This is a genomic window from Dyella telluris, from assembly GCF_014297575.1.
Taxonomy (GTDB): domain Bacteria; phylum Pseudomonadota; class Gammaproteobacteria; order Xanthomonadales; family Rhodanobacteraceae; genus Dyella; species Dyella telluris.
The window spans coordinates 4,007,917-4,032,486 of sequence record NZ_CP060412.1 but is presented as its reverse complement, the minus strand read 5'-3'; the positions used below and the strand labels follow the sequence as shown (position 1 = coordinate 4,032,486).

Genomic DNA, 24,570 nt, shown 5'->3' with positions numbered 1-24,570 from the left:
AATGGCGCGATGACCAAGACCCACGACCTCCCCATCGAAGTCCGCGGCACCGCCAGGCAGCCGCTGGGCATGAGCCCGGCCCAGTTCCTGCGCGATTACTGGCAGAAGCGCCCGCTGCTGATCCGCCAGGCCTTCCCCGACTTCGTCTCGCCCATCGAGCCGGATGACCTGGCCGGCCTCGCGCTGGAAGAAACGGCGCTGTCGCGCCTGATCATCCATGACGAGAACCGCGACCGCTGGAAGGTGAAGACTGGCCCGCTGACTGAGCAGGATTTCGCCAGCACCCCCAACAAGAACTGGACCCTGCTGGTGCAGGACGTGGACAAGTGGGATGCCGACGTGGCCGCCCTGCTGCAGGAGTTCCGCTTCCTGCCCAGCTGGCGCCTGGACGACATCATGATTTCGTACGCCGAGCCGGGCGGCGGCGTGGGTGCGCACGTGGACCAGTACGACGTGTTCCTGCTGCAGGGCCTGGGCCAGCGCCACTGGGCCATCGACACCAACCCGGACGCGCCCAAGGGCTTTCGTCCCGACGTGGAGCTCAAACAGCTGAGCGTGTTCGAGCCGGACCACGAATGGCTGCTGGAACCGGGTGACATGCTTTACCTGCCGCCGGGCGTGCCGCATGACGGCGTGGCCTTCGGCGGCCCCTGCCTGACCATCTCGGTGGGCATGCGCGCGCCGTCGCAGGCCGAGCTGACCGGCGACCTGGCGGATTACCTCGCCGAACGCCTGCCCGACGAGCTGCGCTACACCGACCCCGACCTGGCCCCGGCCAAGTCCGTCGGCGAGATCGACCGGGCCGCGCTCGCCCGCCTCCGCCAGGCCCTGCCCTTCGCCGCCGCGCTGGACGATGCCACCCTCACGGACTGGTTCGGCCGCTTCATCACCCGCTATCGCAGTGCGCAGATGCCGGTGCCGCCGGAGAAGGAACTGACCGAGGCTGCGCTGGGCAAGCAGTTGGACGGCGGCGCCCACCTGATGCGGCACCCGTGGGCGCGCATGGCCTGGGCGCGCGACAAGCGAGGCGCCACCCTGTTCGTCAACGGCCACGCCTGGCCGACCACCGTGGATCTGGCCGCGCAGCTCTGTGAAACGCGGGACCTGGTGCCAGACGCTTCGCTGGACGAAGCCGGCCGGGCCGTGCTGCTCCACCTGGTCAACGACGGCCACCTGGTCGTGCACAAGCCGCGTCGCCGATGAGCGACCCCGGCGCCAGCGGTCCGGCGGAAAGCGGTCAGGCCCCGGCCCGACCGCCGCTGCCCGCCGGCAGCCGGGTCGATGTGGCCGCCGCCCGCGCCCAGCTGCTTGCCGGCGCCCGTCGGCGGGTAGCCATTTACCAGCCGGTGCTCCCCGAGGACACCTATGGCACCCCACCCGAACTGGCCGAGCTTCGCCGCATCGGCACCTCCGGGCGCGGGGCGGAGATCCGCCTGATCCTGCACGACCCCGCCGGCGCCCTGCGGGATGACCACCGGCTGGTGGCGCTGGCCCAGCGCCTGCCCAGCGTCGTGCTGGTCCGCGTACCGCTGGAGGAACTGGACCTGGCCTATGCCTCGTCCTACCTGCTCACCGACCAGGGCGGCTACCTGTTCCTGCCGGACGCACGCCGCCCCGAAGGCCGTGCCTCCACGGCCGATCGCGCCGCGCAGGCCCCCCTGCTGCAACACTTCAATGAGGTGTGGGAGCGATCGGCCCGCGCCACGGCCTGGCAGCCGCTCGATCTTTAGCCACTGGCTGAACGGGTGGCCGGGACGCGCAAGGCACGGTCACTTCGCATCGAAACGCTTGGTTCACCGTGCAAATCCGCCACCTACGACGATGGTCGGTACCCAAAAACTCGAAATATCGTCCGATGACCCCATCTGAAGTGAGTCTTTTGGGTTGCCGCGTCGCAGCAGCCCAAGGCTATAATTAACGGGATTTTTCCCAGCCATCCGACCAACCCCGGTCGGAACGGCTGCAAGCCTCCCTTCCTCACCGGTGGTGACGTGAGCACTAATCTGATCCGCGAGTTTTTCGAATCCTCCCAACTCGCCGGCGGCAACGCCGATTACGTTGAACAGCTCTATGAATCGTGGTTGGCAGACCCTTCGTCGGTCGATGCCACCTGGAGCAAATACTTCGAGACTTTCAAAGGCCGCGAGTCGGGGGACGTGCCCCACTCTGCGGCCATTGCGCGTATAGAGGCCGCGCAAAAGCAGCGCCGTAACGGTGTTGCCGTCGCCGGCCCCGTAGACGACGCCCACGCCCGCAAACAGGCCGGCGTGCTGCGCATCCTTACCGCCTACCGTTCGCGCGGCCACCTGGCCTCGAACCTCGACCCGCTCGGCCTGGCCGAGAAGCTGCCGGCTCCGGATCTGGAACCTTCGTTCCACGGTCTGTCCGACGCCGACCTGGACACCGAGTTCGATTGCGGCAACTTTGCCGGTGGCGGCCAGCGCATGAAGCTGCGCGACCTGCTGGCCCGACTGAAGAAGGTGTACACCAACACCCTCGGCGTCGAGTTCATGCACATCAGCAACCATGAGCAGCGCAACTGGCTCTATACCCGTATGGAGCAGGCCAACGGCAGCGCCGGCCTCGACGCCGCGGGCAAGAAGCGCGTCCTCGCCGAGCTGACTGCCGCCGAGGGCCTGGAGCGCTACCTGCACACCAAGTACGTGGGCCAGAAGCGCTTCTCGCTGGAAGGCGGTGACAGCCTGATCCCGATGGTGGACGACGTAGTGCGTGCCGCCGGCGACAACGGCATCAAGGAAGTCGTGATCGGCATGGCCCACCGTGGCCGTCTCAACATGCTGGTCAACATCCTGGGCAAGCCGCCGCGCACCCTGTTCAACGAGTTCGAAGGCAAGTGGGATCATCCGGACGACCCGGCCCACTCCGGCGACGTGAAGTACCACATGGGCTTCTCCGCCGACGTCAAGACGCCGAACGGCGGTACCCACGTGGCGCTGGCGTTCAACCCGTCGCACCTGGAGATCGTCAACCCGGTGGTGGCCGGTTCGGTGCATTCGCGCCAGATCCGTCGCCGCGACACCGAGCGCAAGCAGTCAATGGCCGTGATCGTTCACGGTGACTCGGCCCTGGCCGGCCAGGGCGTGAACATGGAACTGTTCAACATGTCCCAGGCCCGCGGCTTCAAGATTGGCGGCAGCCTGCACATCGTGGTGAACAACCAGGTGGGCTTCACCACGTCCAACCCGCAGGACACCCGCTCCACGCTGTACTGCACCGACCTGGCCAAGATGGTCAATGCGCCGGTGTTCCACGTGAACGGCGATGACCCGGAAGCCGTGATCCAGGCCACCCGCCTGGCCTACGATTTCCGCAAGCAGTTCCGCAAGGACGTGGTGATCGACCTGGTGTGCTACCGCCGCCACGGCCATAACGAGGCCGACGAGCCGTCCGCCACGCAGCCGGTGATGTACCAGATCATCCGCAAGCGCCCGACCACCCGCGACCTGTACGCACAGGAGCTGGTCAAGCAGGGCGTGATCGCCGATGGCGACGGCCAGAAGATGTTCGAGGACTACCGCAGCCGCCTTGAGGCCGGCGAGCCGATGACCGAGCTCACCACGGCCCTCATCAAGGACATCGAGGTCGACTGGGACAAGTTCATCGGCGGCAAGCTGTCCACCGAGACCCCCACCGGCGTATCCAAGCAGCGCCTGGTGGAGCTGGCCAACCAGATCCTGGTGACGCCCAAGGACATGACGCTGCAGTCGCGCGTGGCCAAGATCTACGAAGACCGCGCCAAGATGGCCTCCGGTGAACAGGCCGGCGACTGGGGCTTTGCCGAGAACCTGGCCTACGCCACGCTCATCGACGAGAACTACAACCTGCGCCTGGTCGGCCAGGACGTGGGTCGCGGCACGTTCTTCCACCGTCACGCCGTGCTGCATGACCAGAAGACCGGCTACACCTATATGCCGCTGGCCGACGTGCGCTCCGGCGCCGACGTCGAAGTCATCGACTCGCTGCTCAGCGAAGAAGCGGTCATGGCGTTCGAATACGGCAGCGCCACCACCGACCCGTACACCCTGCACATCTGGGAAGGCCAGTTCGGCGACTTCGCCAACGGCGCGCAGGTGGTGATCGACCAGTTCATCAGCTCCGGCGAAGCCAAGTGGAACCGCCTGTGCGGCCTGGCACTGTTCCTGCCGCACGGCTACGAAGGCCAGGGCCCGGAGCACTCCTCCGCCCGCCTGGAGCGTTTCCTGCAGCTTTGCGCGCTGGACAACATGCAGGTCTGCGTGCCGACCACGCCGGCCCAGGCGTTCCACATGATCCGCCGCCAGATGGTCCGTCCGACCCGCAAGCCGCTGATCGTGATGACGCCCAAGTCGCTGCTGCGCCACAAGCTGGCGGTGTCCACCCTGGACGAGCTGGCCACGGGCAGCTTCCAGCTGGTGATTCCGGAACATCGCGAGCTGGCCGCCAAGAAGGTCAAGCGCGTGGTGCTGTGCTCGGGCAAGGTCTACTACGACCTGCTGGAAGACGCCGAGAAGCGCGGCCTCACCGACGTTGCCATCGTGCGCGTGGAACAGCTCTACCCGTTCCCGCGTCCGCAGGTCACGGCCGAACTGGAAAAGTATCCTTCCGTGAAGGAAGTGATCTGGTGCCAGGAAGAGCCGATGAACCAGGGCGCATGGTTCCAGATCCGCCATCACCTGCAGGCCTGCATCAGCGGCAAGCAGAGCCTGTCGTACGCCGGTCGCGCGCGTTCGCCGGCACCGGCAGCGGGTCACCTGAACACGCACGTCGCCGAGCAGGCGGCACTCGTCGAGCAGGCACTGGTCTCGCCGGTTGGCACGGACCACGCGGCCGAATAAGAAATCCTGAAAAGTGCGGCCATGGACGGCCGCTTTTCCACTTTAGCGTTCAGGGATGGGCGCACTCCTCAAGGAAAACTCATGTCTATCGAAGTCAAAGTTCCCGTCCTGCCCGAATCCGTCTCCGACGCCACCATCGCCACTTGGCACAAGAAGGCCGGTGAAGCGGTCAAGCGCGATGAGAACCTGGTCGACCTCGAAACCGACAAGGTCGTGCTCGAAGTGCCCTCGCCGGTCGACGGCGTGCTGAAGGAAATCAAGTTCCAGTCCGGCGACACCGTGACCAGCCAGCAGGTCATCGCGGTGATCGAGGAAGGCGCTGCTGCCGCTGCTCCGGCTCCGGCCGCTGCCGCCCCGGCCCCCGCTGCCGCCGCTCCGGCTGCTGCCCCGGCCGCTCCGGCTGCCGCCAACGCCGGCAACGCTGATCTCTCGCCGGCCGGCCTGCGCGTGGCCACCGAACAGAACATCGACGCCTCCAAGGTGGCTGGCACCGGCCGCGACGGCCGCGTGACCAAGGAAGACCTGGTCAACTACGGCAAGGGTGGCGCCGCTGCGGCTGCCGCGCCGGCCGCCGTGCCGACCCCGGGTTCGCGTCCGGAAGAGCGCGTGCCGATGACCCGCATGCGCGCCCGCATCGCCGAGCGCCTGATGCAGTCGAAGAACTCCATCGCCATGCTCACCTCGTTCAACGAAGTGAACCTGGCCGAAGTGGTGAAGATGCGCAAGGCGCTGGGCGAGTCGTTCGAGAAGACCAACGGCGTGAAGCTGGGCTTCATGAGCTTCTTCGTGAAGGCCGCCGCCGAAGCGCTGAAGCGTCACCCGATCGTCAACGCCTCGGTCGACGGCAACGACGTCATCTATCACGGCTACCAGGACATCTCCATCGCGGTGTCCACCGACAAGGGCCTGGTGACGCCGGTGCTGCGCGACGTGCAGGACATGGGCTTTGCCGATGTCGAAAAGGGCATCCTCAACTACGCCAAGAAGGCGCGTGACGGCAAGCTCGGCCTGGACGACCTGCAGGGCGGCACCTTCACCATCACCAACGGCGGCACCTTCGGTTCGCTGCTGTCGACCCCGATCGTGAACCCGCCGCAGAGCGCCATCCTGGGCATGCACACCATCAAGGAGCGCCCGATCGTCGAGAACGGCCAGGTGATCGCCGCCCCGATGATGTACCTGGCGCTGTCCTACGACCATCGCATCATCGACGGCAAGGACGCGGTGCTGTTCCTGGTGGACATCAAGAACCAGCTCGAGAACCCGCAGCGCATGCTTCTTGGTCTCTGACCAAGAAGCAAAATCAGGCACGAAGCTCTGGCGGCGAGCAGTGGCATTGAATCCACGCTCGCCGCACACATCTCCCGCTTTACATGCGACGCACTCCCCTAAGGCGCCGCACAGCAAGGAAAAACCATGAGCGAAAAATTCGACGTCATCGTCATCGGCGCCGGCCCGGCCGGTTATGTGGCCGCGATCCGCGCCGCGCAGCTGGGCCTGAAGACGGCCTGTGTCGACGCCTTTGTCGGCAAGGACGGCAAGCAGGCGCTTGGCGGTACCTGCCTCAACGTGGGCTGCATCCCGTCCAAGGCGCTGCTGGATTCGTCCAAGCAGTACTACAACATCGCGCATAACCTGCCGGTGCACGGCATCACGGTGGAAGGCGCCAAGGTTGACCTGGCCACCTTCATCGGCCGCAAGGACAAGATCGTCAAGCAGTTCACCGGTGGCATTGGCCAGCTGTTCAAGGCCAACAAGGTCACGCCGTTCTTCGGCAAGGGCAAGCTGCTCAAGAACAACGAAGTGGAAATCACCGGCAACGATGGCGCCAAGCAGACCATCAGCGCCACCAACGTGATCCTGGCTTCGGGTTCCGTGCCGATCGAGCTGCCGTTCGCCAAGTTCGACAACAAGTTCATCGTCGACAACGCCGGCGCGCTCGACTTCACCGAAGTGCCCAAGCGCCTGGGCGTGATCGGCGCCGGCGTGATCGGCCTGGAGCTGGGCAGCGTGTGGAAGCGCCTGGGTTCGGACGTGACCGTGCTCGAAGCCCTGCCGGACTTCCTCAGCGTGGCCGACGCCGACATCGCCAAGATCGCCGCGAAGGAATTCGCCAAGATGGGCTTGAACATCAAGCTCGGCGCCAAGCTGACCAAGGCCGAAGTGAAGGGCAACGAAGTCGCCCTGACCTATGAGGACAAGGACGGCGCACACGACCTGGTGGTCGACAAGCTGCTGGTCGCCGTGGGCCGTCGCGCCTACTCCGACGGCCTGCTGGCCGACGACACCGGCGTGAAGCTGGACGAGCGCGGTCGCATCGTGGTCGACGAGCACAACCACACCGGCGTGAACGGCGTGTGGGCCATCGGCGACGCCGTGCGCGGCCCGATGCTGGCGCACAAGGGTTCCGAGGAAGGCGTGGCCGTGGCCGAGTGGATCGCCGGCAAGGCGGGTCACATCAACCTCGATACCGTGCCGTGGGTGATTTACACCGAGCCGGAAATCGCCTGGGCAGGCAAGACCGAGAAGCAGCTGAAGGAAGAAGGCGTGCCGTACAAGGTGGGCACCTTCCCGTTCGCTGCCATCGGCCGCGCCGTGGCCATGAACGAAGCCATCGGCCAGGTGAAGATGCTCGCCCACGCCGAGACGGATCGCATCCTGGGCGTGCACATGGTGGGCCCGGGCGTGTCCGAGCTGATCGCCGAGTGCGTCGTCGCGATGGAGTTCAAGGGCTCCTCCGAAGACCTGGCCCGCATCGTCCACGCGCACCCGACGCTGTCCGAAGCCGTGCACGAAGCCGCCCTGTCGGTGGACAAGCGCGCGATTCACAAGGGCAATTAAGGGCAGGAGTGAGTTGAGAGGAGTGAGAAGTGAGAGTGGCCCGTGTGCCGGTCTCGCTTTGACAGGACTCCTCGCTTCTCCCCGGCTTGGAATAGGCCCGCTCATGGCAACATGAGCGGGCCTATTTGTTGTAGAAACGCCTGACGGCTATCCGAAAACCCAGGCATCGCCGATTTACTCTTACTTCTCACTCCTCTCCCCTATTTCCTAGCTCTCATGCCTACCGCCCTTTGCGTCTACTGCGGCTCCAGCAGCGGCAGCCACCCCGAATATGTCGAACAAGCCCGCGCCTTCGGCACGGAAATGGCCCGTCGCGGCATTGCCCTGGTGTATGGCGGCGGCAAGGTCGGGCTGATGGGTACGGTGGCCGATGCCGTGCTCGCCGCCGGCGGCAAGGTCATTGGCGTCATCCCGCGCCAGCTGGTGGATCTGGAAGTGGCCCACAGCGGCCTTACCGAACTGGTGGTGGTGGAAACCATGCACCAGCGCAAGACGCGCATGTTCGAACTGTCCGATGCTTTCGTCGCCCTGCCCGGCGGCTTCGGCACCATGGACGAAATGTTCGAGATGCTTACCTGGGCCCAGCTGGGACTGCATCGCTATCCCTGCGGTTTCCTGGACGTGCGCGGCTACTACACGCACCTGAGCGCGATGATGGACCACATGGTCGGCGAGCGTTTCGTGCGTCCGGAGCAGCGCGAGAGTGTATGGTTTGGTCAGGACATGCATCAGCTGTTCGACTGGATGGAGCAATACCAGGGCTTCCACATGCCCAAGTGGATCGACCGCAGCAGCGTCGAAGCCTGAATCACCGGCTTCACGCGCAACACGTAAGGATTGGCCATGAGCAACCCCAGCGCCTTTCGCGCTTTCCGCATCCACAACGACGACGCCGGTTATCGCGGCGGCGTCGAGACCATGAGCGCGGACGCGCTGAGCCCCGGTGAAGTGCTGGTGCAGGTCGCCTACTCGTCCATCAACTACAAGGACGCCCTGGCCGGCACCGGCAAGGGCAAGATCCTCCGACAGTACCCGCTCAACGGCGGCATCGACGTGGCCGGCACGGTGGTCGCATCCACCGATCCCGCCTTCAAGGAAGGCGATGCGGTGCTGTGCACCGGCAGCGGGCTGTCCGAAACGCGTGACGGCGGCTACGGCGAATACGCCCGGCTGTCCACCGACTGGACCATCCGCCTGCCCAAAGGGCTGAGCCTGCGCGAGAGCATGATCATCGGCACGGCCGGCTTTACGGCCGCGCTCGCCCTGTTGCGCATGGAAGACAACCGCCAGACGCCCGCCCTCGGCCCGCTCGCCGTGACGGGCGCCACCGGCGGCGTGGGCATGCTGGCCATCGACATTTTCACGCGGGCCGGCTATGCCGTGCATGCCATCAGCGGCAAGGCTTCGCATTTCGATTTCCTGCGCGACCTGGGCGCGGCCGAGTGCATCGACCGCCACCAGCTTGCCTTCAGCGGCAAGCCCATGGATTCGGCCCGCTTCGGCGGTGCGCTGGACAACGTCGGCGGCAGCATGCTCGCTGGCCTGCTGCCGCTCATCGCGCCCTACGGCAACGTCGCCATCTGCGGAAACGCGGGCGGCATCGGCTTCGAAAGCACCGTGATGCCCTTCATCATCCGTGGCGCCAGCCTGCTGGGCATTGCCTCGGCCGGTACCGCCCGGGATATCCGTGATCGCGTCTGGGAGCGCCTGGCCAGCGACTGGAAGCCGCAACATCTTGAGCGCATTGCCACGCGCGAGGTCACCCTGGAGCAATTGCCCGATGTGTTCTCGCGCATGTTGGCTGGCGAGTCATTCGGTCGTACCGTGGTACGCGTGGGCTGACGCCGCTCGGCTTGGAAGCATCGCGGCAGCGTCATAGAATCCAACGAAACAACAAGGGGAATTCCACCTTATGGCACGCATCCTGATCGTCGACGATTCGCCGTCGCAGCTGTTGGGCATCAAGCGCATCGTCGAAAAGCTCGGGCATGAAGCGCTGACCGCCGAGGATGGCGCCGCGGGTGTCGAAGCGGCCCGGCGCGAGCGCCCCGATCTGATCCTGATGGACGTGGTCATGCCGAACCTCAACGGTTTCCAGGCCACCCGCACCATCAGCAAGGACCCGGATACCCAGCACATTCCCGTGGTGCTGGTGACCACGAAAGACCAGGAAACCGACAAGGTGTGGGGCCTGCGCCAAGGCGCGAAGGCCTATGTCACCAAGCCGATCAAGGAAGAAGAGCTGGTGACCACGCTGAAGGAACTGCTGCCAGCGTAAGGCACGCTCCCTTTTCCACCAAGAAAAACGGCGCCCTTCGGCGCCGTTTTTTGTTGCCCCGGGAAGCTCACTGACGCGGGTCGTAATCGCTGAACTGCTCGCTGAGGGCCTCGTAGGCCTTCTTTTGGGCATCCGTATCCGCCAGCGGTACGCGGATGGAAAGCTCCACCAGCTGATCGCCCGGGTGCGCGCCCGGCAGGCCACGGCCCTTCAGGCGCAGCTTGCGGCCCGACTGCGAGCCGGCAGGGATGCGCAGGTCCACCGTGCCCGCCAGGGTCGGTACCGGCACCGTGGCGCCCAGAGCCGCCTCCCAGGGGGTGATGGGCAGCACGTGCAACACGTTCCGGCCGTCCAGGCGGAAACGCGCGTCGTCGCGGATGCCGACTTCCAGCAACAGATCGCCATTGGGCGCGCCACCCGAGCCGCTGTGGCCCTGGCCCGCCAGCCGGATGACTTGTCCCGGCTGGATACCGGCGGGAATCTTCACTTCCAGCACGCGCTCGCCGCCGCTGCCGTCCTGCAGGGCCAGGCGCGTCTTGCCGCCATCGAACGCGGTCTGCAGGTCGATCTGCACGTGCGCATGCACGTCACCGCCACGGCGCGCACGCGGCGCGCCACGATGGGCCTGCGGGCCTGCGCCGCCACGACCGAACAGGCTCTCGAAGAAATCGCTGAAATCGCCGCCGCCGTCGCCACCGAAATCAAAGCCATGGCTCTGGCCCCAGCCCGGCGGCGGACGGAACTGCTCGCCACCGCGATAGCCGCCAGCGCGCAGCTCGTCGTAGGCGCGACGCTTCTCCGCATCGCGAAGCACTTCGTTCGCTTCGTTGATTGCCTTGAACTTGTCTTCCGCCCCCGCGTCCTTGTTGCGGTCCGGGTGGTATTTCTTGGCCAGCTTGCGATAGGCGGCCTTGATCTCCGCCTCGCTGGCGTCCGGCTTGACGCCCAGAATGTCGTAATAGTCTTTGAATTCCACAACCACTCCCCGTCGATCCACCCGCCTGCACCGACGGGGCGGAGATCATGGTGCTCCGCCGGTCAGCCGGCAAGGTTGCCCGACTTTTATGGATGATGCATGGCGAAGCGTCGCCACCCTCTCTATGGTCTGTCAGATGGGTGCGAAAACCGCGTGATTCAAGGCGACAAGCCGCCCCGCTGGCGCTAGGATCGCCTCCTCTCCCACTCACAGCACGGGCAGCACTTCCATGAGCATCCAGGTGGGCGACACCCTGCCCGACGTCGAGATCCGCGCCGTGGGCGCCAGCATCGAACAGGTCCATACCAGCGCCCTCTTCGCCGGCCGCAAGGTGGTGCTGTTCGGGGTGCCGGGCGCGTTCACCCCGACCTGCTCCAATCGTCACCTGCCGGGCTACGTGCAGCACTTCGCCCAGTTCCGGGAACGCGGCCTGGACGTGATGTGCCTGGCCGTCAACGACGCCTATGTCATGCAAGCTTGGGCAGCCGCCCAGCACGTACCGCCGGAACTGCTGATGCTGGCCGACGGCAACGGCAACTTCACCAAGGCCATGGGCCTGGAGCTGGATGGCAACGCTTATGGCATGGGCCTGCGCTCCCGTCGCTTCGCGCTGTATGCCGACAACGGCGTGGTGAAGCAGCTGCAGGTGGAAGCGCCCGGCGAGTTCCGGGTATCCACCGCCGAGGCCATGCTGGAACTGCTGGGCTGATATTCCGCACCACAAGGATGGCGTGGCATGACACGCCATCCGGCCGCGCCGCCGCACCTGGCGGCGCCCATGCTCCAACCGTTCGTTCTGTTCCGCCGCCGCTGCTGTACCCCGACCGTCCTGTCTGCCGAGGAGTCCGCCGTGCGATCAGCGAATGCCTGTGCCCTGCCCTTGTTTGCAGCCCTGCTGCTGGTTCCCGGCGCGCGTGCGCAGGACGCGACGCCCGCCGAGCAGGACGTATTCGTGCTGCACAAGTTCGCCCGCGCGATCGGCCAGGAGCACTACACCATCAGCCACGGCCACGACGGACTGACGGTCACGTCGGACTTCAAGTTCACCGACCGCGGAACGGACGTGCCGCTCAAGACCGTCTATCACGCCGAGGACGAGCTGCATCCGCTGTCACTGAAAGTCGATGGCCAGTCCTCGCGCCACTCCGAACTGCACGATGAGTTCGCGCTGGACGCATCACGCCGGCAGCTCACGCTGAAGCGCGATGGCAAGGAGCAGGCCTTCGCGGCCGGCGAACATACGTTCCTGATGGACGGCTATTCACCGGTGGCCATGCAGCAGATGCTGATGCGTTTCTGGCTGGCCAAGGGCAAGCCGGCGAGCATCGAGGCACCGCCGGGTGAAACCATTCGCATCACGCCAACCACCGATCTGCAGGTCGATGTCGCCGGCCATCGCACCACCTTGCATGGTTACGAAGTGACAGGGCTGGACTGGGGTGCCGAAGCACTGTGGATGGATGATGCCGGCAAGCTCGCCGCACTCGTCACGCGCGATGCCGAGCAGGATCACTTCGAAGCCGTGCGCACCGCCTACGAACCGGCGCTGGGCCTGTTTATCCGGCAGGCCGCGAAGGACAGCCTGGCCTCCCTCGAACATCTGGGCACCAAGGCTCGCCAGCCGGCCGCAAAGCGACTGGCCATTACGCATGTCACGCTGATCGATGGCACCGGTGCGGCGCCACGGGCGAACACCACGGTGCTGATGGAGGATGGCCGGATCGCCGGCATAGTCGCGGGCGAGAAACAGCCACCGGACGGTTACAACACCATCGACGGTACCGGCAAATTCCTCATCCCGGGCCTGTGGGACATGCATGCCCATTACGAGCAGGTGGAATGGGGTCCGGTGTATCTCGCCTCGGGCGTCACCACCGTGCGCGATTGCGGCAACGAGTTCGATTTCATCACCTCGGTGCGCGATGTGCTGGACGAAGGCCACGGCATCGGCCCGCGCATTCTTGTCGCCGGCATCGTGGACGGCACCGGCCCGATCACGCTGGGCGCCATCACTGCCGATACGCCGCAGGAAGCCATCGCTGTCGTGCAGCGCTACAAGAAGGCGGGCGCACTGCAGATCAAGATCTACAGCAGCATGAAACCGGAACTGGTGCCCGTGATCACCGCCGAGGCGCATCGGCTGGGCATGACCGTGACCGGTCACATTCCGCAGGGCATGACGGCGCCCCAGGCCGTGAGGGATGGCTACGACGGCATTAATCACATGGACTTCGTGACACGCGCGCTGATCGACGTCCAACGCGACAAGCCGCTGCCACCACTGGATCTGCACGGCCAGAAGGCCGCGGAACAATTCGCGCTGTACAAACAACACCACACGGTGTTCGACGACACCATCGCCCTGTATGAAATGTTCCTGCACCCGGGCAGCACACCGCTGTCGTCGCTTGAGCCCGGCGTGAAGCATCTGCCGCCGTCACTCGCCGCCGCCCTGGATAGCCCCGGAGCGCCGCCCGCGCGCGCGGCACGATCAAACGAGTACTACCACGACATGCTGGCGATGCTGGGCGAATTGCATCGCCAGGGTCTCACCGTGGTGGCAGGCACCGATCAGGCCATCCCCGGCCACTCGCTGCATCGCGAGCTGGAGATCTACGTGCAGGCCGGCTTTACGCCGATGGAAGCACTGCAGGCGGCCACCAGCGTGCCCGCGCGCGTGATGGGCCTGGACAAGGAACTGGGTACGATCGAAGTAGGCAAGCACGCCGACATGGTGCTGCTCGATGGCGATCCGCTGGCCGACATCCACAATACCCGGCGCGTGGACAAGACCATTGCCGGTGGCGCGGTCTACGATCCCGCTCCGTTGTGGCAGCTGGTCGATTTCACGCCCTGACGAGACGCCTTTCCACCATTCCTTGCCATGGCGGAGCGTAGCGTTCGCGGATCATCCTTGCGCCAACGGAGACTCGCCATCATGAGTGCACGCGAACAACGCCAGCCGGGGCCCGATCACCCGATCACGGTCACACCCAGCAAAGACCATATCGTGGTGCGCGTGGCCGGCCACGTGCTGGCCGACACGCGTGCCTCGCTGAGCCTGCAGGAGGCCAGCTATCCGGTGGTGCACTACCTACCGCGGCAGGACGTGGACATGTCCCTGCTCGAACGCACGGACCATCACACCTATTGCCCCTACAAGGGCGACTGCTCGTACTTCAGCATCCCCTCCGCCGGCGAGCGCGGAACCAACGCCGTGTGGACGTATGAACACCCTTATGACGCGGTCGCCGAGATCAGGGGATATCTGGCGTTCTACGGCACGCGCGTGGATGCCATCGAAGTCACGCCCGGCTGACGGCGGGCAAAAAGAAACCCGGCCTGGGCCGGGTTACTTTCCATCAACCGATGATGATCACTCGCCGTCGGCGGGTGCTTCCGGTGCAGCATCGACCGGGCCTTCGTCGCCCTCGCCTTCGCCGTCACCGTTCTCGGTTTCCGCATCCAGACGCACTACGCTTACCAGCTTTTCATCGGCGGGCAGGCGGATCAGCGTCACGCCCTGCGTGTTGCGGCTCAGCTGCGAGACCTCAGCCACACGCGTGCGCACCAGCGTGCCCTGGTCGGAGATGAGCATCATCTCGTGGGCTTCGGTGACCTGCGTTGCAGCGACCAGCGGGCCATTACGCTCGGAACACTGGATACCGATGACGCCCTGCGTGCCGCGACCCTTCTTCGGGAACTCGTCAAGCTGGGTGCGCTTGCCGTAGCCACGCTCGGTGGCAGTGAGGATGTCGCCCTCGGCCGCCACGATCAGCGAAACCACTTCCGCTTCGTCCGCGAGCTTCATGCCACGCACGCCGGTGGCGGTACGGCCCATCGAACGCACTTCGGATTCGTCGAAGCGCACCGTCTTGCCGTTGGAGGCGAACAGCAGCACATCGCTGTTGCCATCGGTCAGCGCCACGTTGACCAGCGCATCGCCCTCGTCGAGGTTGATGGCAATCTTGCCCTTCTGCAGCTGGAACGCGAACTCGGTCAGTGGCGTCTTCTTCACCGTGCCCTGCTTGGTGGCGAAGAACACGAACTTGTCTTCGGTGTACTCGCGTACCGGCAGCACGGCCTGCACCTTCTCGCCCTGGGCCAGCGGCAGCAGGTTCACCATCGGCTTGCCGCGCGCGTTGGGGCCCGACTCCGGCATCTGGTACACGTTGAGCCAGTACACGCGACCGGTGCTGGTGAAGGTGAGCAGCGTGTCATGGGTATTGACCACCCACAGCTGCTCGACGAAATCCTCGTCCTTCAGCGCCGAGGCCGAACGGCCCTTGCCGCCGCGACGCTGCGCGCGATACGTGCTGGCCGGCTGGCGCTTCACGTAACCGGTGTGCGACAGCGTGACCACCACGTCTTCCGGCGCGATCAGGTCGAGGACGTTGAGATCTTCCTGCGAATGCTGGATCTCGGTGCGACGCTCGTCGCCGAACTCATCCTTCACCGCTTCCAGTTCGCCGCGGATCACGGAAAGCAGGCGCGCGGGGTCTTCCAGGATCTGGATCAGGCCGCGAATCGTTTCGAGCACCAGGCGGTACTCTTCAGACAGCTTTTCCTGTTCCAGGCCGGTGAGGCGATGCAGGCGCATCTGCAGGATTTCCTGCGCCTGCACTTCGGACAGCTGGTAGCCACCGTCCTTGAGGCCATCGCGCGGATCCATGTCTTCCGGACGCGACGCTTCGGCACCGGATGCCGCGAGCAGCGCGGACACCATGCCCGGCTGCCACTTGCGGGCGAGCATGCGCTCGCGTGCTTCCTGCGGCGACGGCGAGGTGCGGATCAGCTCGATCATCTCTTCAATGTTGGCGAGCGCAACCGTGAGGCCTTCGAGGATGTGCGCGCGGGCACGTGCCTTGCGCAGTTCGAAAATGGTACGACGCGTCACCACTTCGCGGCGGTGACGGATGAACGCCTCGAGGATGTCCTTGAGGTTCAGCAGGCGCGGCTGGCCATCCAGCAGGGCCACCATGTTGATGCCGAAGGTGACCTGCAGCTGCGTCTGCTGGAACAGGTTGTTCAGCACCACATCGGCCATCGCATCGCGACGGATCTCGATGACCATGCGCATACCGTCCTTGTCGGACTCATCGCGCAGTTCACTGATGCCTTCGAGCTTCTTTTCCTTGACCAGCTCGGCGATCTTCTCGATCAGGCGGGCCTTGTTCACCTGGTACGGCAGCTCGTGGACGATGATCGTCTCGCGGCCGTTGGACTCGGTTTCGATCTCGGCGCGTGCGCGCACCAGGATGCGGCCGCGACCGGTGCGGTACGCCTCGACGATGCCCGACGAACCGTTGATGATGCCCGCGGTCGGGAAATCCGGACCCGGGATGTAGTGCATCAGGTCGTCGATCGACAGCGACGGATCGTCGATCAGCGCGATGGTCGCGGCGATTACTTCGTTGAGGTTGTGCGGCGGCACATTGGTCGCCATGCCCACGGCGATACCGGCCGAACCGTTGATCAGCAGTGCCGGCACGCGGGTGGGCAGCACCAGCGGCTCGTGCTCGCTTTCATCGTAGTTCGGGCCGAAATCGACCGTTTCCTTGTCGATGTCCGCAAGCAGTTCGTGCGTGAGGCGCGACATGCGCACTTCGGTGTATCGCATGGCTGCGGCGTTGTCGCCGTCCACCGAACCGAAGTTACCCTGACCATCGACCAGCATGTAGCGCAGCGAGAACGGCTGGGCCATGCGCACGATGGCGTCGTAAACCGACGAGTCGCCGTGCGGGTGGTATTTACCGATGACGTCACCGACCACGCGGGCCGATTTCTTATAGGGCTTGTTCCATGCGTTGCCCAGTTCGTTCATGGCGAACAGAACGCGGCGATGTACAGGCTTCAAGCCATCGCGGACATCCGGAAGGGCGCGTCCCACGATCACGCTCATGGCGTAATCGAGGTAGCTCTGGCGCATCTCGTCTTCGATGTTGACGCGAATGACTTCTTTGGCGAGTTCTGCCATCAATCGGCTTCCCTGATCTAAGAAAAACGGCTCCTGCGCGCTCCCCCTGGAACGTAGGCGCGGGCAGCCTGGAGACAACCTGCGAAGTGTACCACGTCCAGCGTGGGATTCACAGTATTTTCACTATATCAATCAATGAGTTACGCGGACGTTTTGGCGCTCTTGAAAAGCATCAGGCGCGCTGTCGAAAAATTGAACACCGCGGCGACGAGCGAGCCGCCCGCCGTGGCGATGGCGGGCCAGCGGTGCAGCATGGGAAACAGCAACAGCAACACCACGTACGTGCCGTAGTTGACCAGCGCCCCCACGCCCATCAGCGCCATCCAGTGCAGCCATTCCGAGAACAGGCTGCGGCCGCTATGGCTCCCCGCAAACGTCTGCCGGCGATTCCACCACCAGGTCACGGTAGCGGCCAGGGGAATGGAAACGAGGCGCGAGTAGTAAGCACTCCACCCGCACCACGACACCAGCGCCTGGGCCAGACCGGCATCCACCACGAAGCCGATCAGGCCACCGATCGCAAAGAGGAAGAATTGCCTCGATAACCTCATGAACCGAACAGTGCCTGCATGGCCTGCGTGGTCGGGCGCTCGATCACGCCACGCTCGGTGACGATGGCATCAATGAGATCGGCAGGCGTCACGTCGAACACCGGGTTCCACGCATCCGCACCTTCCACCACCGTGCGGCGACCAGCCACGGAAAGCAGTTCCGCCGAGTCGCGCAGTTCGATCTCGATGTCTTCGCCGGAAGCGGTGGCCATGTCGACCGTGGACGACGGCGCCACCACCATGAACTTCACGCCATGATGGCGCGCAGCGATGGCCAGCTGGTACGTGCCGATCTTGTTGGCGGTGTCGCCATTGGCGGCGATGCGGTCGGCACCCACGATCACCCACTGCACCACGCCCGAACGCATCAGGTGCGAGGCCGCGGAGTCGGCGATGAGCTTGGCGGGAATGCCGTCGCGCACCAGTTCCCACATGGTCAGGCGTGCGCCCTGCTGCCAGGGGCGGGTTTCACCGGCGTAGACGTGGTCGATGCGACCACCGGCCACGCCCGCGCGGATCACGCCCAGCGCCGTACCGAAGCCGGAAGTCGCCAGCGAGCCGGTGTTGCAGTGGGTCATCACGCCCGAATGCGGCGCGATCAAGCCGGCGCCAAGTTCGCCCATGTGACGGTTGGCGGCAAGGTCCTCGCCCTGGATGGCCTGGGCCTCGCGCTCCAGTGCAGCAGCATCCGCACCGGCTGCGATGCGCGCCTTCATGCGGTCCAGAGCCCACATCAGGTTGACGGCCGTGGGACGCGCCGCGCGCAGCATGGCCAGCGCCGGTTCCAGCGCCTCCCCCTGCTTCGCGGCAAGCACCACGCCCCAGGCGGCGGCAATGCCGATGGCTGGCGCGCCGCGAACGGCGAGATCCTTGATGGCCTGCGTCACCTGCGCGGCGTCACGGCAGTCGATCCAGCGCTCTTCCTGCGGGAGCAGGCGCTGGTCGAGCAGGCGAAGGTGGTCGCCCTGCCATTGCACGGCACGGATGCGGTCGTAACGGTCGTAATCCATAAAACTACTTTGATAGGCGGTGAAAACGGTAAGCGATGGCGCAGCGTTGCGCCTGTCGCGGAAATCAGGGGCCGTCGGGCATGACCAGCCAGAGGACCAGGTAGGCCACGATGCCCGAGCCGCCCAGGAAGGTCAGGACCACCCACAGCAGTCGCACCAGCGTGGGGTCCCAACCGAGGTATTCGGCAATGCCGCCGCAGACGCCGGCGACTTTTCTATCCGTGAGTGAACGATGCAGACGCTTTTCCATGACCCTGCCCTGTAGATGTTCGACGTGGCTCAGTTTCGCGTACTGAGCCACTGATGGATAGCCGGTGGCACTTCACGCTGCGCGCGCCCCGACACGTAGATGCCGATGTGCCCGCCCTTGAAGGCCAGCTGCGTGTAGTCGGTGGTGCCTACGTGGTGGGCCAGCGCGCGCGAAGCGTCCGGCGGCACGAGGTGATCCTGCTCGGCGAAGATGTTCAGCACCGGCTGCGTGATCATGCCCAGATCCACCGGCTTGCCGCCAATGATCAGCTCGCCCTTGATCAGCTTGTTCTGCTGGTAGAACTCCTTGATGAACTCGCGGAAGGCTTCGCCCGCCTGGTCCGGCGAGTCGAAGATCCAGCGCTCCATGCGCAGGAAGTTCTGCAGTTCCTTCGGGTTGTCGAGGATGTCCACGAGGCCCACGTACTTCTGCTGGTTCAACCGAACCGGCTTGAGCGTGAGGTACACCCAGTTGAGCAGCTCGGCGGGAATATTGCCCATGGTGTCGACGAACAAATCGACGTCCATATGCTGCGACCAGCTCGACAGCATGTTGTCCGGCGTCTGGAAATCCACCGGCGTCACCATGGTGATGAGGTTCTTCACCTTGTCCGGATGCGTGGCGGCATAGCACAGCGAGAACGTGCCGCCCTGGCAGATGCCCAGCGTGTTGATCGCATCGACGCCGGCATGCTTGCGCACGGCATCCACGCAGCGATCGAGATAACCGTTGATGTAATCGTCCAGCGTCAGCCAGCGATCGGCTGCATCGGGATAACCCCAGTCGAGCAGGTAGATATCCTCGCCCTGCTCGAGCAGGTTGCGCACCATCGAGCGATCTTCCTGCAGATCGGTCATCCACACGGTATTGACCAGCGCGTAGACGATCAGCGTGGGCGTTTTCGCCGTCGGCTTGCCCTGCCCCTTCATGCGCCAGACCGAGAGCTTGTCCTCGCGATACACCAGCTCGCGCGGCGTATTGGCGTACTCGGGCTCCAGCTGGTGCTTGAGGTTGTCCATGCCCGCCGTCAGCTTGCGCTGGAAAGCGGAAATCTCGCCCATCAGCGCGGCCGGGTCGAGGCGAAGCGGTGGATACATGTGTGCTCCTTACTTGCGCGTACGCGTGACGCCGCGCGCGACGGTCTTGCGGGCAGCCACCGCCGCCGCGGTCTTCTTGGTGCCACCCACGTTGATGGATTCGCCCGCGGCACGCTTGCTGCTGCGCGGCGGCGATTTCTTTTCCACCGGCTTCGACGCGTCGGGCTTGCCGGCGAGCTGGCGCCTGAGCGCGGCCACTTCGGCGCGCAACGCGGCGATCTCATCACTGCCCTGCGTGCTGCCTTGCCCGCGCACTTCGCGGCGCAGCTCATGCATGCGCTTGCCCAGTGCAGTGACTTCGCTGCGCGTAGGCAGGCCCATGTCGCGGCAGAGCGCGTCAAGCTGTTGCTGCTGCAGCTGGCGCACGCGCCCCTGGGCATTCACCATTTCGCCGTAGGCGTGGCGGAATTCCTCCGATAGGGCAATCTGCCCGTAGGCCTCTTCCGCGGCATCCACCCACATGTCGTACAGCGCCTTGAGCGATTCGATCTGCTTGGCCGAATCACCCAGCTCGGCGAGCTTGGCCTGCAGCCGCTCGAAACCTTCGGTGTTGGCGCGCTGGATGAGCGTCTGGTACTTGCCCGCCCACTCGGTGTAATCCTGCACGGCGGCGGCCAAGGCTTGTTGCAGGCGCTGGCGCTCGCGCGTGTAACCGAACGCAGCCATGTGCTCGACGTCGAACTTCATGCCCGGCGCGCCGGTGGCGCTGGACTGCATCCACGACTGCCAAAGCTGCGCGAAGCTCTTGGCGGCTTCGCTGTCGATGCTGGCGAAAGCCTGGCCGAACGGCTGCCCGCCCAGGGTCGAGAAGAGGCTCTGCAGCGATTGCTGCCAGTCCATCGGGGCCTGGCCCAGGCCACTGCTCGCGGCGCCCTGCAGCCAGTCGCTGTAACCCTTGAGGGCGGCCATGCTGCGCGCCATCAGGTCATCGCCAGTGTTGGCGGCGCCCGCAAACGGGGCACCTGCGCCAAAGGAAGCGGGGGCGGCTTGCTGTTGCAGGTACCGGGTCCAGGCATCCCAGGACTGCTGCGCCAACGTCTGGTAATCCTTCAGAAAATCACTTGCCTGATCGACCATGCCCGCGTCCTCTTCATACTCAGGGCATCGTAGCAAAAGCATGTTGCGACGAACGCAAAAAGCGTATTAGCCAGCCCAGGAAAGATTCGATATTGCGTCGCAGCATCAGCTATCGCTCATGCTGAAAAGCAGAAGCCCGGCTTTCGCCGGGCTTCTGTCATGACACCTTGACGGTGACGACTCAGGCGCCTGCGCCTTCGTCCTCGGTCACGGCCTTCATGGACAGGCGGATACGGCCCTGCTTGTCCACTTCCAGCACCTTGACCTTGACGATGTCGCCTTCCTTCAGCTTGTCGGAGACCTTCTCCACGCGCTCGCTGGAAATCTGCGAGACGTGCACCAGGCCGTCCTTGCCCGGCATGATGGTCACGAACGCGCCGAAGTCCATCAGCTTGGCAACCTTGCCTTCGTAGATGCGGCCCGGCTCGACGTCGGAGACGATCTGCTCGATGCGCGCCTTGGCGGCATTGGCAGCCTCACGATTGACCGAAGCGATGATGACGGTGCCGTCGTCGCTGATGTCGATCGTGGTGCCGGTCTCTTCGGTGATCGAGCGGATGGTGGCGCCGCCCTTGCCGATGACTTCGCGGATCTTGTCCGGGTGGATCTTGATGGTGAGCAGGCGCGGGGCGAACTCGCTCATCTCGGTGCGGGCGGTGCTGATCACCTTGGCCATTTCGCCGAGGATGTGCAGACGACCACGCTTGGCCTGTTCCAGCGCCACCTTCATGATCTCTTCGGTGATGCCGTCGATCTTGATGTCCATCTGCAGCGCGGAGATGCCATCGGCGCTACCGGCCACCTTGAAGTCCATGTCGCCGAGGTGATCTTCGTCACCCAGGATGTCGGACAGCACGACGAAGTCGTTGCCTTCCTTCACCAGGCCCATGGCGATACCGGCCACCGGAGCCTTCAGCGGCACGCCGGCGTCCATCATGGCGAGCGAGGAACCGCACACCGAAGCCATCGACGAGGAACCGTTGGACTCGGTGATTTCCGAAACCACGCGAACCACGTACGGGAACTCTTCGATGCTCGGCTTCACAGCCTGCACGCCGCGCTTGGCGAGACGGCCGTGGCCGATTTCGCGACGCTTCGGCGCGCCGAAGCGACCGGCTTCACCCACCGAGAACGGCGGGAAGTTGTAATGGAACAGGAACGGATCCTTCGATTCGCCTTCCGGCGCGTCGATGATCTGGGCGTCACGGGTGGTGCCCAGCGTGGTCACGACCAGCGCCTGGGTTTCGCCACGGGTGAACAGCGCCGAACCATGGGTGCGCGGCAGCACGCCGACGCGGATGGTGATCGGGCGGACGTCATCCAGATTGCGACCGTCGATGCGGATCTTCGTCTTGAGGACGCCGTCGCGCATGGTGCGGTATTCGAGCTCGGCGAATTCCTTCGACAGCTCGGCCTTGTCCCAGCCCTTGGCTTCCACATCGGCAGCCAGCGAGGCGAGCACGTCGCTCTTGATGGCCGAGATGGCATCGCGGCGCTGCAGCTTGTCACGCACCTGGAAGGCGGTGTCCAGCTGGTTGCCGACGGCACCCGTGAGGGCGGCGATGAGCGCTTCGTTGCGGGCCGGAGCCTGCCATGCCATGGACGGGCGAGCCGCCTCGGTGGCCAGCTCGGCGATGGCGCGGATGGCCACCTGCATCTGCTGGTGACCGAACACCACGGCGCCCAGCATGACCTCTTCCGACAGCAGCTTGGCTTCGGACTCCACCATCAGCACGGCGTTGGAGGTACCGGCGACGACCAGGTCCAGGTCCGAGGTCTTCAGCTCGGTGGCGGTCGGGTTCAGCAGGTACTTGCCATTGGCGTAACCGACGCGGGCGGCGCCGATCGGACCCTTGAACGGGATGCCGGCGAGGCTCAGCGCAGCGGAGGCGCCCAGCATGGCCGGGATGTCACCGTCGATTTCCGGGTTCAGCGACACGACCTGTGCGATGACCTGCACTTCGTTCTTGAACTCTTCCGGGAACAGCGGGCGCACCGGGCGATCGATCAGACGCGAGGTGAGCGTCTCCTTCTCGGTCGGGCGGCCTTCGCGCTTGAAGAAGCCACCCGGGATGCGACCGGCCGAGTAGAACTTCTCGACGTAGTCCACCGTGAGCGGGAAGAAGTCCTGACCTTCCTTCGCCTTGGCATTGGCCACCACGGTGACCAGCACGACGGTGCCGCCCATGCTGACCATGACGGCACCGGAAGCCTGGCGGGCGATTTCGCCCGTCTCCAGTGTGACTTCGTGATTACCGAACTGGAATGACTTGGTTACTTTCGCCACTTTATTGTTCCTTTAGGGATTAGCGACGGAGGCCGAGGCGCTCGATGAGGCTCTGGTAACGAGCCAGGTCACGATCCTTGAGGTAGGCAAGCAGGCGCTTGCGCTGGTTGACCAGCTTCAGCAGGCCGCGGCGGGAATGGTGATCCTGCTTGTGAGCCTTGAAGTGATCGGTGAGGTGGTCGATGCGGGCCGACAGCAGGGCGACCTGCACTTCCGGCGAACCCGTGTCGTTCGGCACGCGGCCGAAGTCAGCGATGATCTTGCCGGTCTGTTCTGCGGTAAGGGACATGTGATCTCTTCCTAAAAAAACGGGTGCGAAGCTTGCGCAACGTCACGCGATGACGTTGCGCAAGCTTCGCCTAGATGAATGAAATTACTGAAACAAGCTCCGTATTGTAGCGACCGGAGCCCTATGACAACAAGACCGTCATAAAAGGTCGGCGCTCAACGACCCTCGCCGCCCACCGCCGGGAGATTGAAGCCCCGCGCGATGTGCAGCTTTCCTTCGACCGCATTCCCCAGGATCAGCAAGCGGCCATCCTCGGCCAGCACTGCCAGCGGTCCGGCCAGCGAAGGATCGATCGCAATCTGCTGCCCCTGTGAGACGGCTGCGGCGCGCTCGGCGTCCAGCCGCAGCTCGGGCAAGCCCGCCAATCCGGCCGACACCGGCAGCAACAGCGCCAGCAAGGCATCGTCGCCCTGCTCTGCCGCCGCCTTGAGCTGTTCCACCGTGACCATGGCCGGCTCCCTGAACGGGTCCACCCACAGGCGACGCAGGGCCGTCAGGTGGGCGCCGCAGCCAAGGTCTTCGCCGAGGTCCACGGCCAGGCTGCGCACGTAGGTGCCCGAACCGCACTCCACGTACAGGGTGAGGCTGTCCTCGGTGCGGGAGACCAGGTCCAGCCGATGGACCTCCACCTCGCGCGAGGGCACGTCCACGGCTTCGCCGCGCCGGGCCTTCACGTAAAGCGGCTCCCCATCGACCTTGATCGCCGAATAGACCGGGGGTACCTGGGTGATCCGTCCACGCAACCGGGCCAGGGCGGCTTCGAGGGCTTCCTCGGAAAGCGCCGGAACCGGCCGCTCCTGCACGACGTCACCCTCAAGGTCGGCCGTGCTGGTGGTGGCGCCCAGCTTGCACTCGGCCAGATAGGCCTTGCGCGACCCCAGCAGCATGCCAGCCAGCTTGGTGGCCTCGCCAAAGCACAACGGCAGCAGGCCGGTGGCCAGCGGGTCGAGCGCGCCGGTGTGGCCGCCCTTCTCCGCGCGGAAGATGCCCTTGCGGACGATCTGCAGCGCCTCGTTGGAACTCACCCCCAGGGGCTTGTCCAGCAGCACGATGCCGTGCAGGTCGCGAAAACGAATGCGGCTTTTCTTCTTGCTCATGGGGT

Annotated in this window: 21 protein-coding genes; 11 read left to right on the top strand and 10 right to left on the bottom strand. The window is 65.0% G+C overall.

Annotation, left to right across the window (positions count from 1 at the left end; all coding sequences use genetic code 11):
• The first annotated feature begins 9 nt into the window (after positions 1 to 9).
• The 8 genes from H8F01_RS17765 (at position 10) to pilH (ending at position 9,954) form a co-directional block, all read left to right on the top strand.
• Positions 10 to 1,203 (top strand): cupin domain-containing protein, encoded by a 1,194-nt coding sequence (locus tag H8F01_RS17765; protein WP_187056369.1) that lies wholly within the window; start codon positions 10 to 12, stop codon positions 1,201 to 1,203.
• Positions 1,200 to 1,730, top strand: coding sequence for a DUF7931 domain-containing protein (locus H8F01_RS17760; protein ID WP_187056368.1), 531 nt, complete (start codon positions 1,200 to 1,202; stop codon positions 1,728 to 1,730). The genes H8F01_RS17765 and H8F01_RS17760 overlap by 4 nt, the downstream gene beginning before the upstream one ends.
• 261 nt (positions 1,731 to 1,991) lie before the next feature.
• The gene (locus H8F01_RS17755; protein WP_187056367.1) at positions 1,992 to 4,835 is read left to right on the top strand and encodes a 2-oxoglutarate dehydrogenase E1 component; all 2,844 of its coding nucleotides are present in this window, start codon (positions 1,992 to 1,994) and stop codon (positions 4,833 to 4,835) included.
• Between the two features lie 81 nt (positions 4,836 to 4,916).
• Positions 4,917 to 6,125 (top strand): 2-oxoglutarate dehydrogenase complex dihydrolipoyllysine-residue succinyltransferase, encoded by a 1,209-nt coding sequence (gene odhB / locus H8F01_RS17750; RefSeq protein WP_187056366.1) that lies wholly within the window; start codon positions 4,917 to 4,919, stop codon positions 6,123 to 6,125.
• A gap of 126 nt (positions 6,126 to 6,251) precedes the next feature.
• On the top strand, positions 6,252 to 7,676 hold the full coding sequence (lpdA, locus tag H8F01_RS17745) for a dihydrolipoyl dehydrogenase (protein WP_187056365.1): 1,425 nt from the start codon (positions 6,252 to 6,254) through the stop codon (positions 7,674 to 7,676).
• Between the two features lie 216 nt (positions 7,677 to 7,892).
• Positions 7,893 to 8,483, top strand: a complete 591-nt coding sequence (locus H8F01_RS17740; RefSeq protein ID WP_187056364.1) for an LOG family protein — start codon at positions 7,893 to 7,895, stop codon at positions 8,481 to 8,483.
• A 36-nt stretch (positions 8,484 to 8,519) separates the two neighbouring features.
• Positions 8,520 to 9,518, top strand: a complete 999-nt coding sequence (locus H8F01_RS17735) for an oxidoreductase (protein ID WP_187056363.1) — start codon at positions 8,520 to 8,522, stop codon at positions 9,516 to 9,518.
• A gap of 70 nt (positions 9,519 to 9,588) precedes the next feature.
• Positions 9,589 to 9,954 carry a twitching motility response regulator PilH gene (pilH, locus tag H8F01_RS17730; RefSeq protein ID WP_109126809.1) on the top strand — a complete coding sequence of 122 codons (366 nt, stop codon included), beginning with the start codon at positions 9,589 to 9,591 and terminating at the stop codon, positions 9,952 to 9,954.
• 67 nt (positions 9,955 to 10,021) lie between these two features.
• Here the strand turns inward: pilH and H8F01_RS17725 are convergent, their stop codons facing one another.
• Positions 10,022 to 10,930, bottom strand: coding sequence for a DnaJ C-terminal domain-containing protein (locus H8F01_RS17725; RefSeq protein WP_187056362.1), 909 nt, complete (start codon positions 10,928 to 10,930; stop codon positions 10,022 to 10,024).
• Positions 10,931 to 11,159: 229 nt separating this feature from the next.
• On the opposite strand from H8F01_RS17725, the gene H8F01_RS17720 reads away from it, so the two are divergent.
• From H8F01_RS17720 to H8F01_RS17710, 3 genes are all read left to right on the top strand, one after another.
• Positions 11,160 to 11,639 carry a peroxiredoxin gene (locus tag H8F01_RS17720; protein WP_187056361.1) on the top strand — a complete coding sequence of 160 codons (480 nt, stop codon included), beginning with the start codon at positions 11,160 to 11,162 and terminating at the stop codon, positions 11,637 to 11,639.
• A 141-nt stretch (positions 11,640 to 11,780) separates the two neighbouring features.
• A complete protein-coding gene (locus H8F01_RS17715) occupies positions 11,781 to 13,787 on the top strand; it encodes an amidohydrolase family protein (RefSeq protein WP_187056360.1) in 2,007 nt (668 codons plus the stop codon).
• Positions 13,788 to 13,868: 81 nt separating this feature from the next.
• On the top strand, positions 13,869 to 14,249 hold the full coding sequence (locus H8F01_RS17710) for a DUF427 domain-containing protein (RefSeq protein WP_187056359.1): 381 nt from the start codon (positions 13,869 to 13,871) through the stop codon (positions 14,247 to 14,249).
• Between the two features lie 57 nt (positions 14,250 to 14,306).
• Here the strand turns inward: H8F01_RS17710 and gyrA are convergent, their stop codons facing one another.
• The 9 genes from gyrA to truB form a co-directional block, all read right to left on the bottom strand.
• Entirely contained in the window at positions 14,307 to 16,907 is a 2,601-nt protein-coding gene (gene gyrA, locus H8F01_RS17705) for a DNA gyrase subunit A (protein WP_187056358.1), read from the bottom strand.
• A gap of 140 nt (positions 16,908 to 17,047) precedes the next feature.
• The gene (locus H8F01_RS17700) at positions 17,048 to 17,458 is read right to left on the bottom strand and encodes a GtrA family protein (protein WP_187056357.1); all 411 of its coding nucleotides are present in this window, start codon (positions 17,456 to 17,458) and stop codon (positions 17,048 to 17,050) included.
• Positions 17,455 to 18,468, bottom strand: coding sequence for an S-methyl-5-thioribose-1-phosphate isomerase (gene mtnA / locus H8F01_RS17695; protein ID WP_187056356.1), 1,014 nt, complete (start codon positions 18,466 to 18,468; stop codon positions 17,455 to 17,457). The genes H8F01_RS17700 and mtnA overlap by 4 nt, the downstream gene beginning before the upstream one ends.
• A gap of 64 nt (positions 18,469 to 18,532) precedes the next feature.
• On the bottom strand, positions 18,533 to 18,718 hold the full coding sequence (locus tag H8F01_RS17690) for a PspC domain-containing protein (RefSeq protein ID WP_187056355.1): 186 nt from the start codon (positions 18,716 to 18,718) through the stop codon (positions 18,533 to 18,535).
• Positions 18,719 to 18,747: 29 nt separating this feature from the next.
• On the bottom strand, positions 18,748 to 19,815 hold the full coding sequence (locus tag H8F01_RS17685) for a class III poly(R)-hydroxyalkanoic acid synthase subunit PhaC (RefSeq protein ID WP_187056354.1): 1,068 nt from the start codon (positions 19,813 to 19,815) through the stop codon (positions 18,748 to 18,750).
• A gap of 9 nt (positions 19,816 to 19,824) precedes the next feature.
• The gene (locus H8F01_RS17680) at positions 19,825 to 20,892 is read right to left on the bottom strand and encodes a poly(R)-hydroxyalkanoic acid synthase subunit PhaE (RefSeq protein ID WP_187056353.1); all 1,068 of its coding nucleotides are present in this window, start codon (positions 20,890 to 20,892) and stop codon (positions 19,825 to 19,827) included.
• A gap of 181 nt (positions 20,893 to 21,073) precedes the next feature.
• Positions 21,074 to 23,179, bottom strand: coding sequence for a polyribonucleotide nucleotidyltransferase (gene pnp, locus H8F01_RS17675; RefSeq protein ID WP_187056352.1), 2,106 nt, complete (start codon positions 23,177 to 23,179; stop codon positions 21,074 to 21,076).
• 19 nt (positions 23,180 to 23,198) lie between these two features.
• On the bottom strand, positions 23,199 to 23,468 hold the full coding sequence (gene rpsO / locus H8F01_RS17670) for a 30S ribosomal protein S15 (protein WP_187056351.1): 270 nt from the start codon (positions 23,466 to 23,468) through the stop codon (positions 23,199 to 23,201).
• Positions 23,469 to 23,623: 155 nt separating this feature from the next.
• Entirely contained in the window at positions 23,624 to 24,565 is a 942-nt protein-coding gene (gene truB, locus H8F01_RS17665; protein ID WP_187056350.1) for a tRNA pseudouridine(55) synthase TruB, read from the bottom strand.
• Between the last annotated feature and the right edge of the window lie 5 nt (positions 24,566 to 24,570).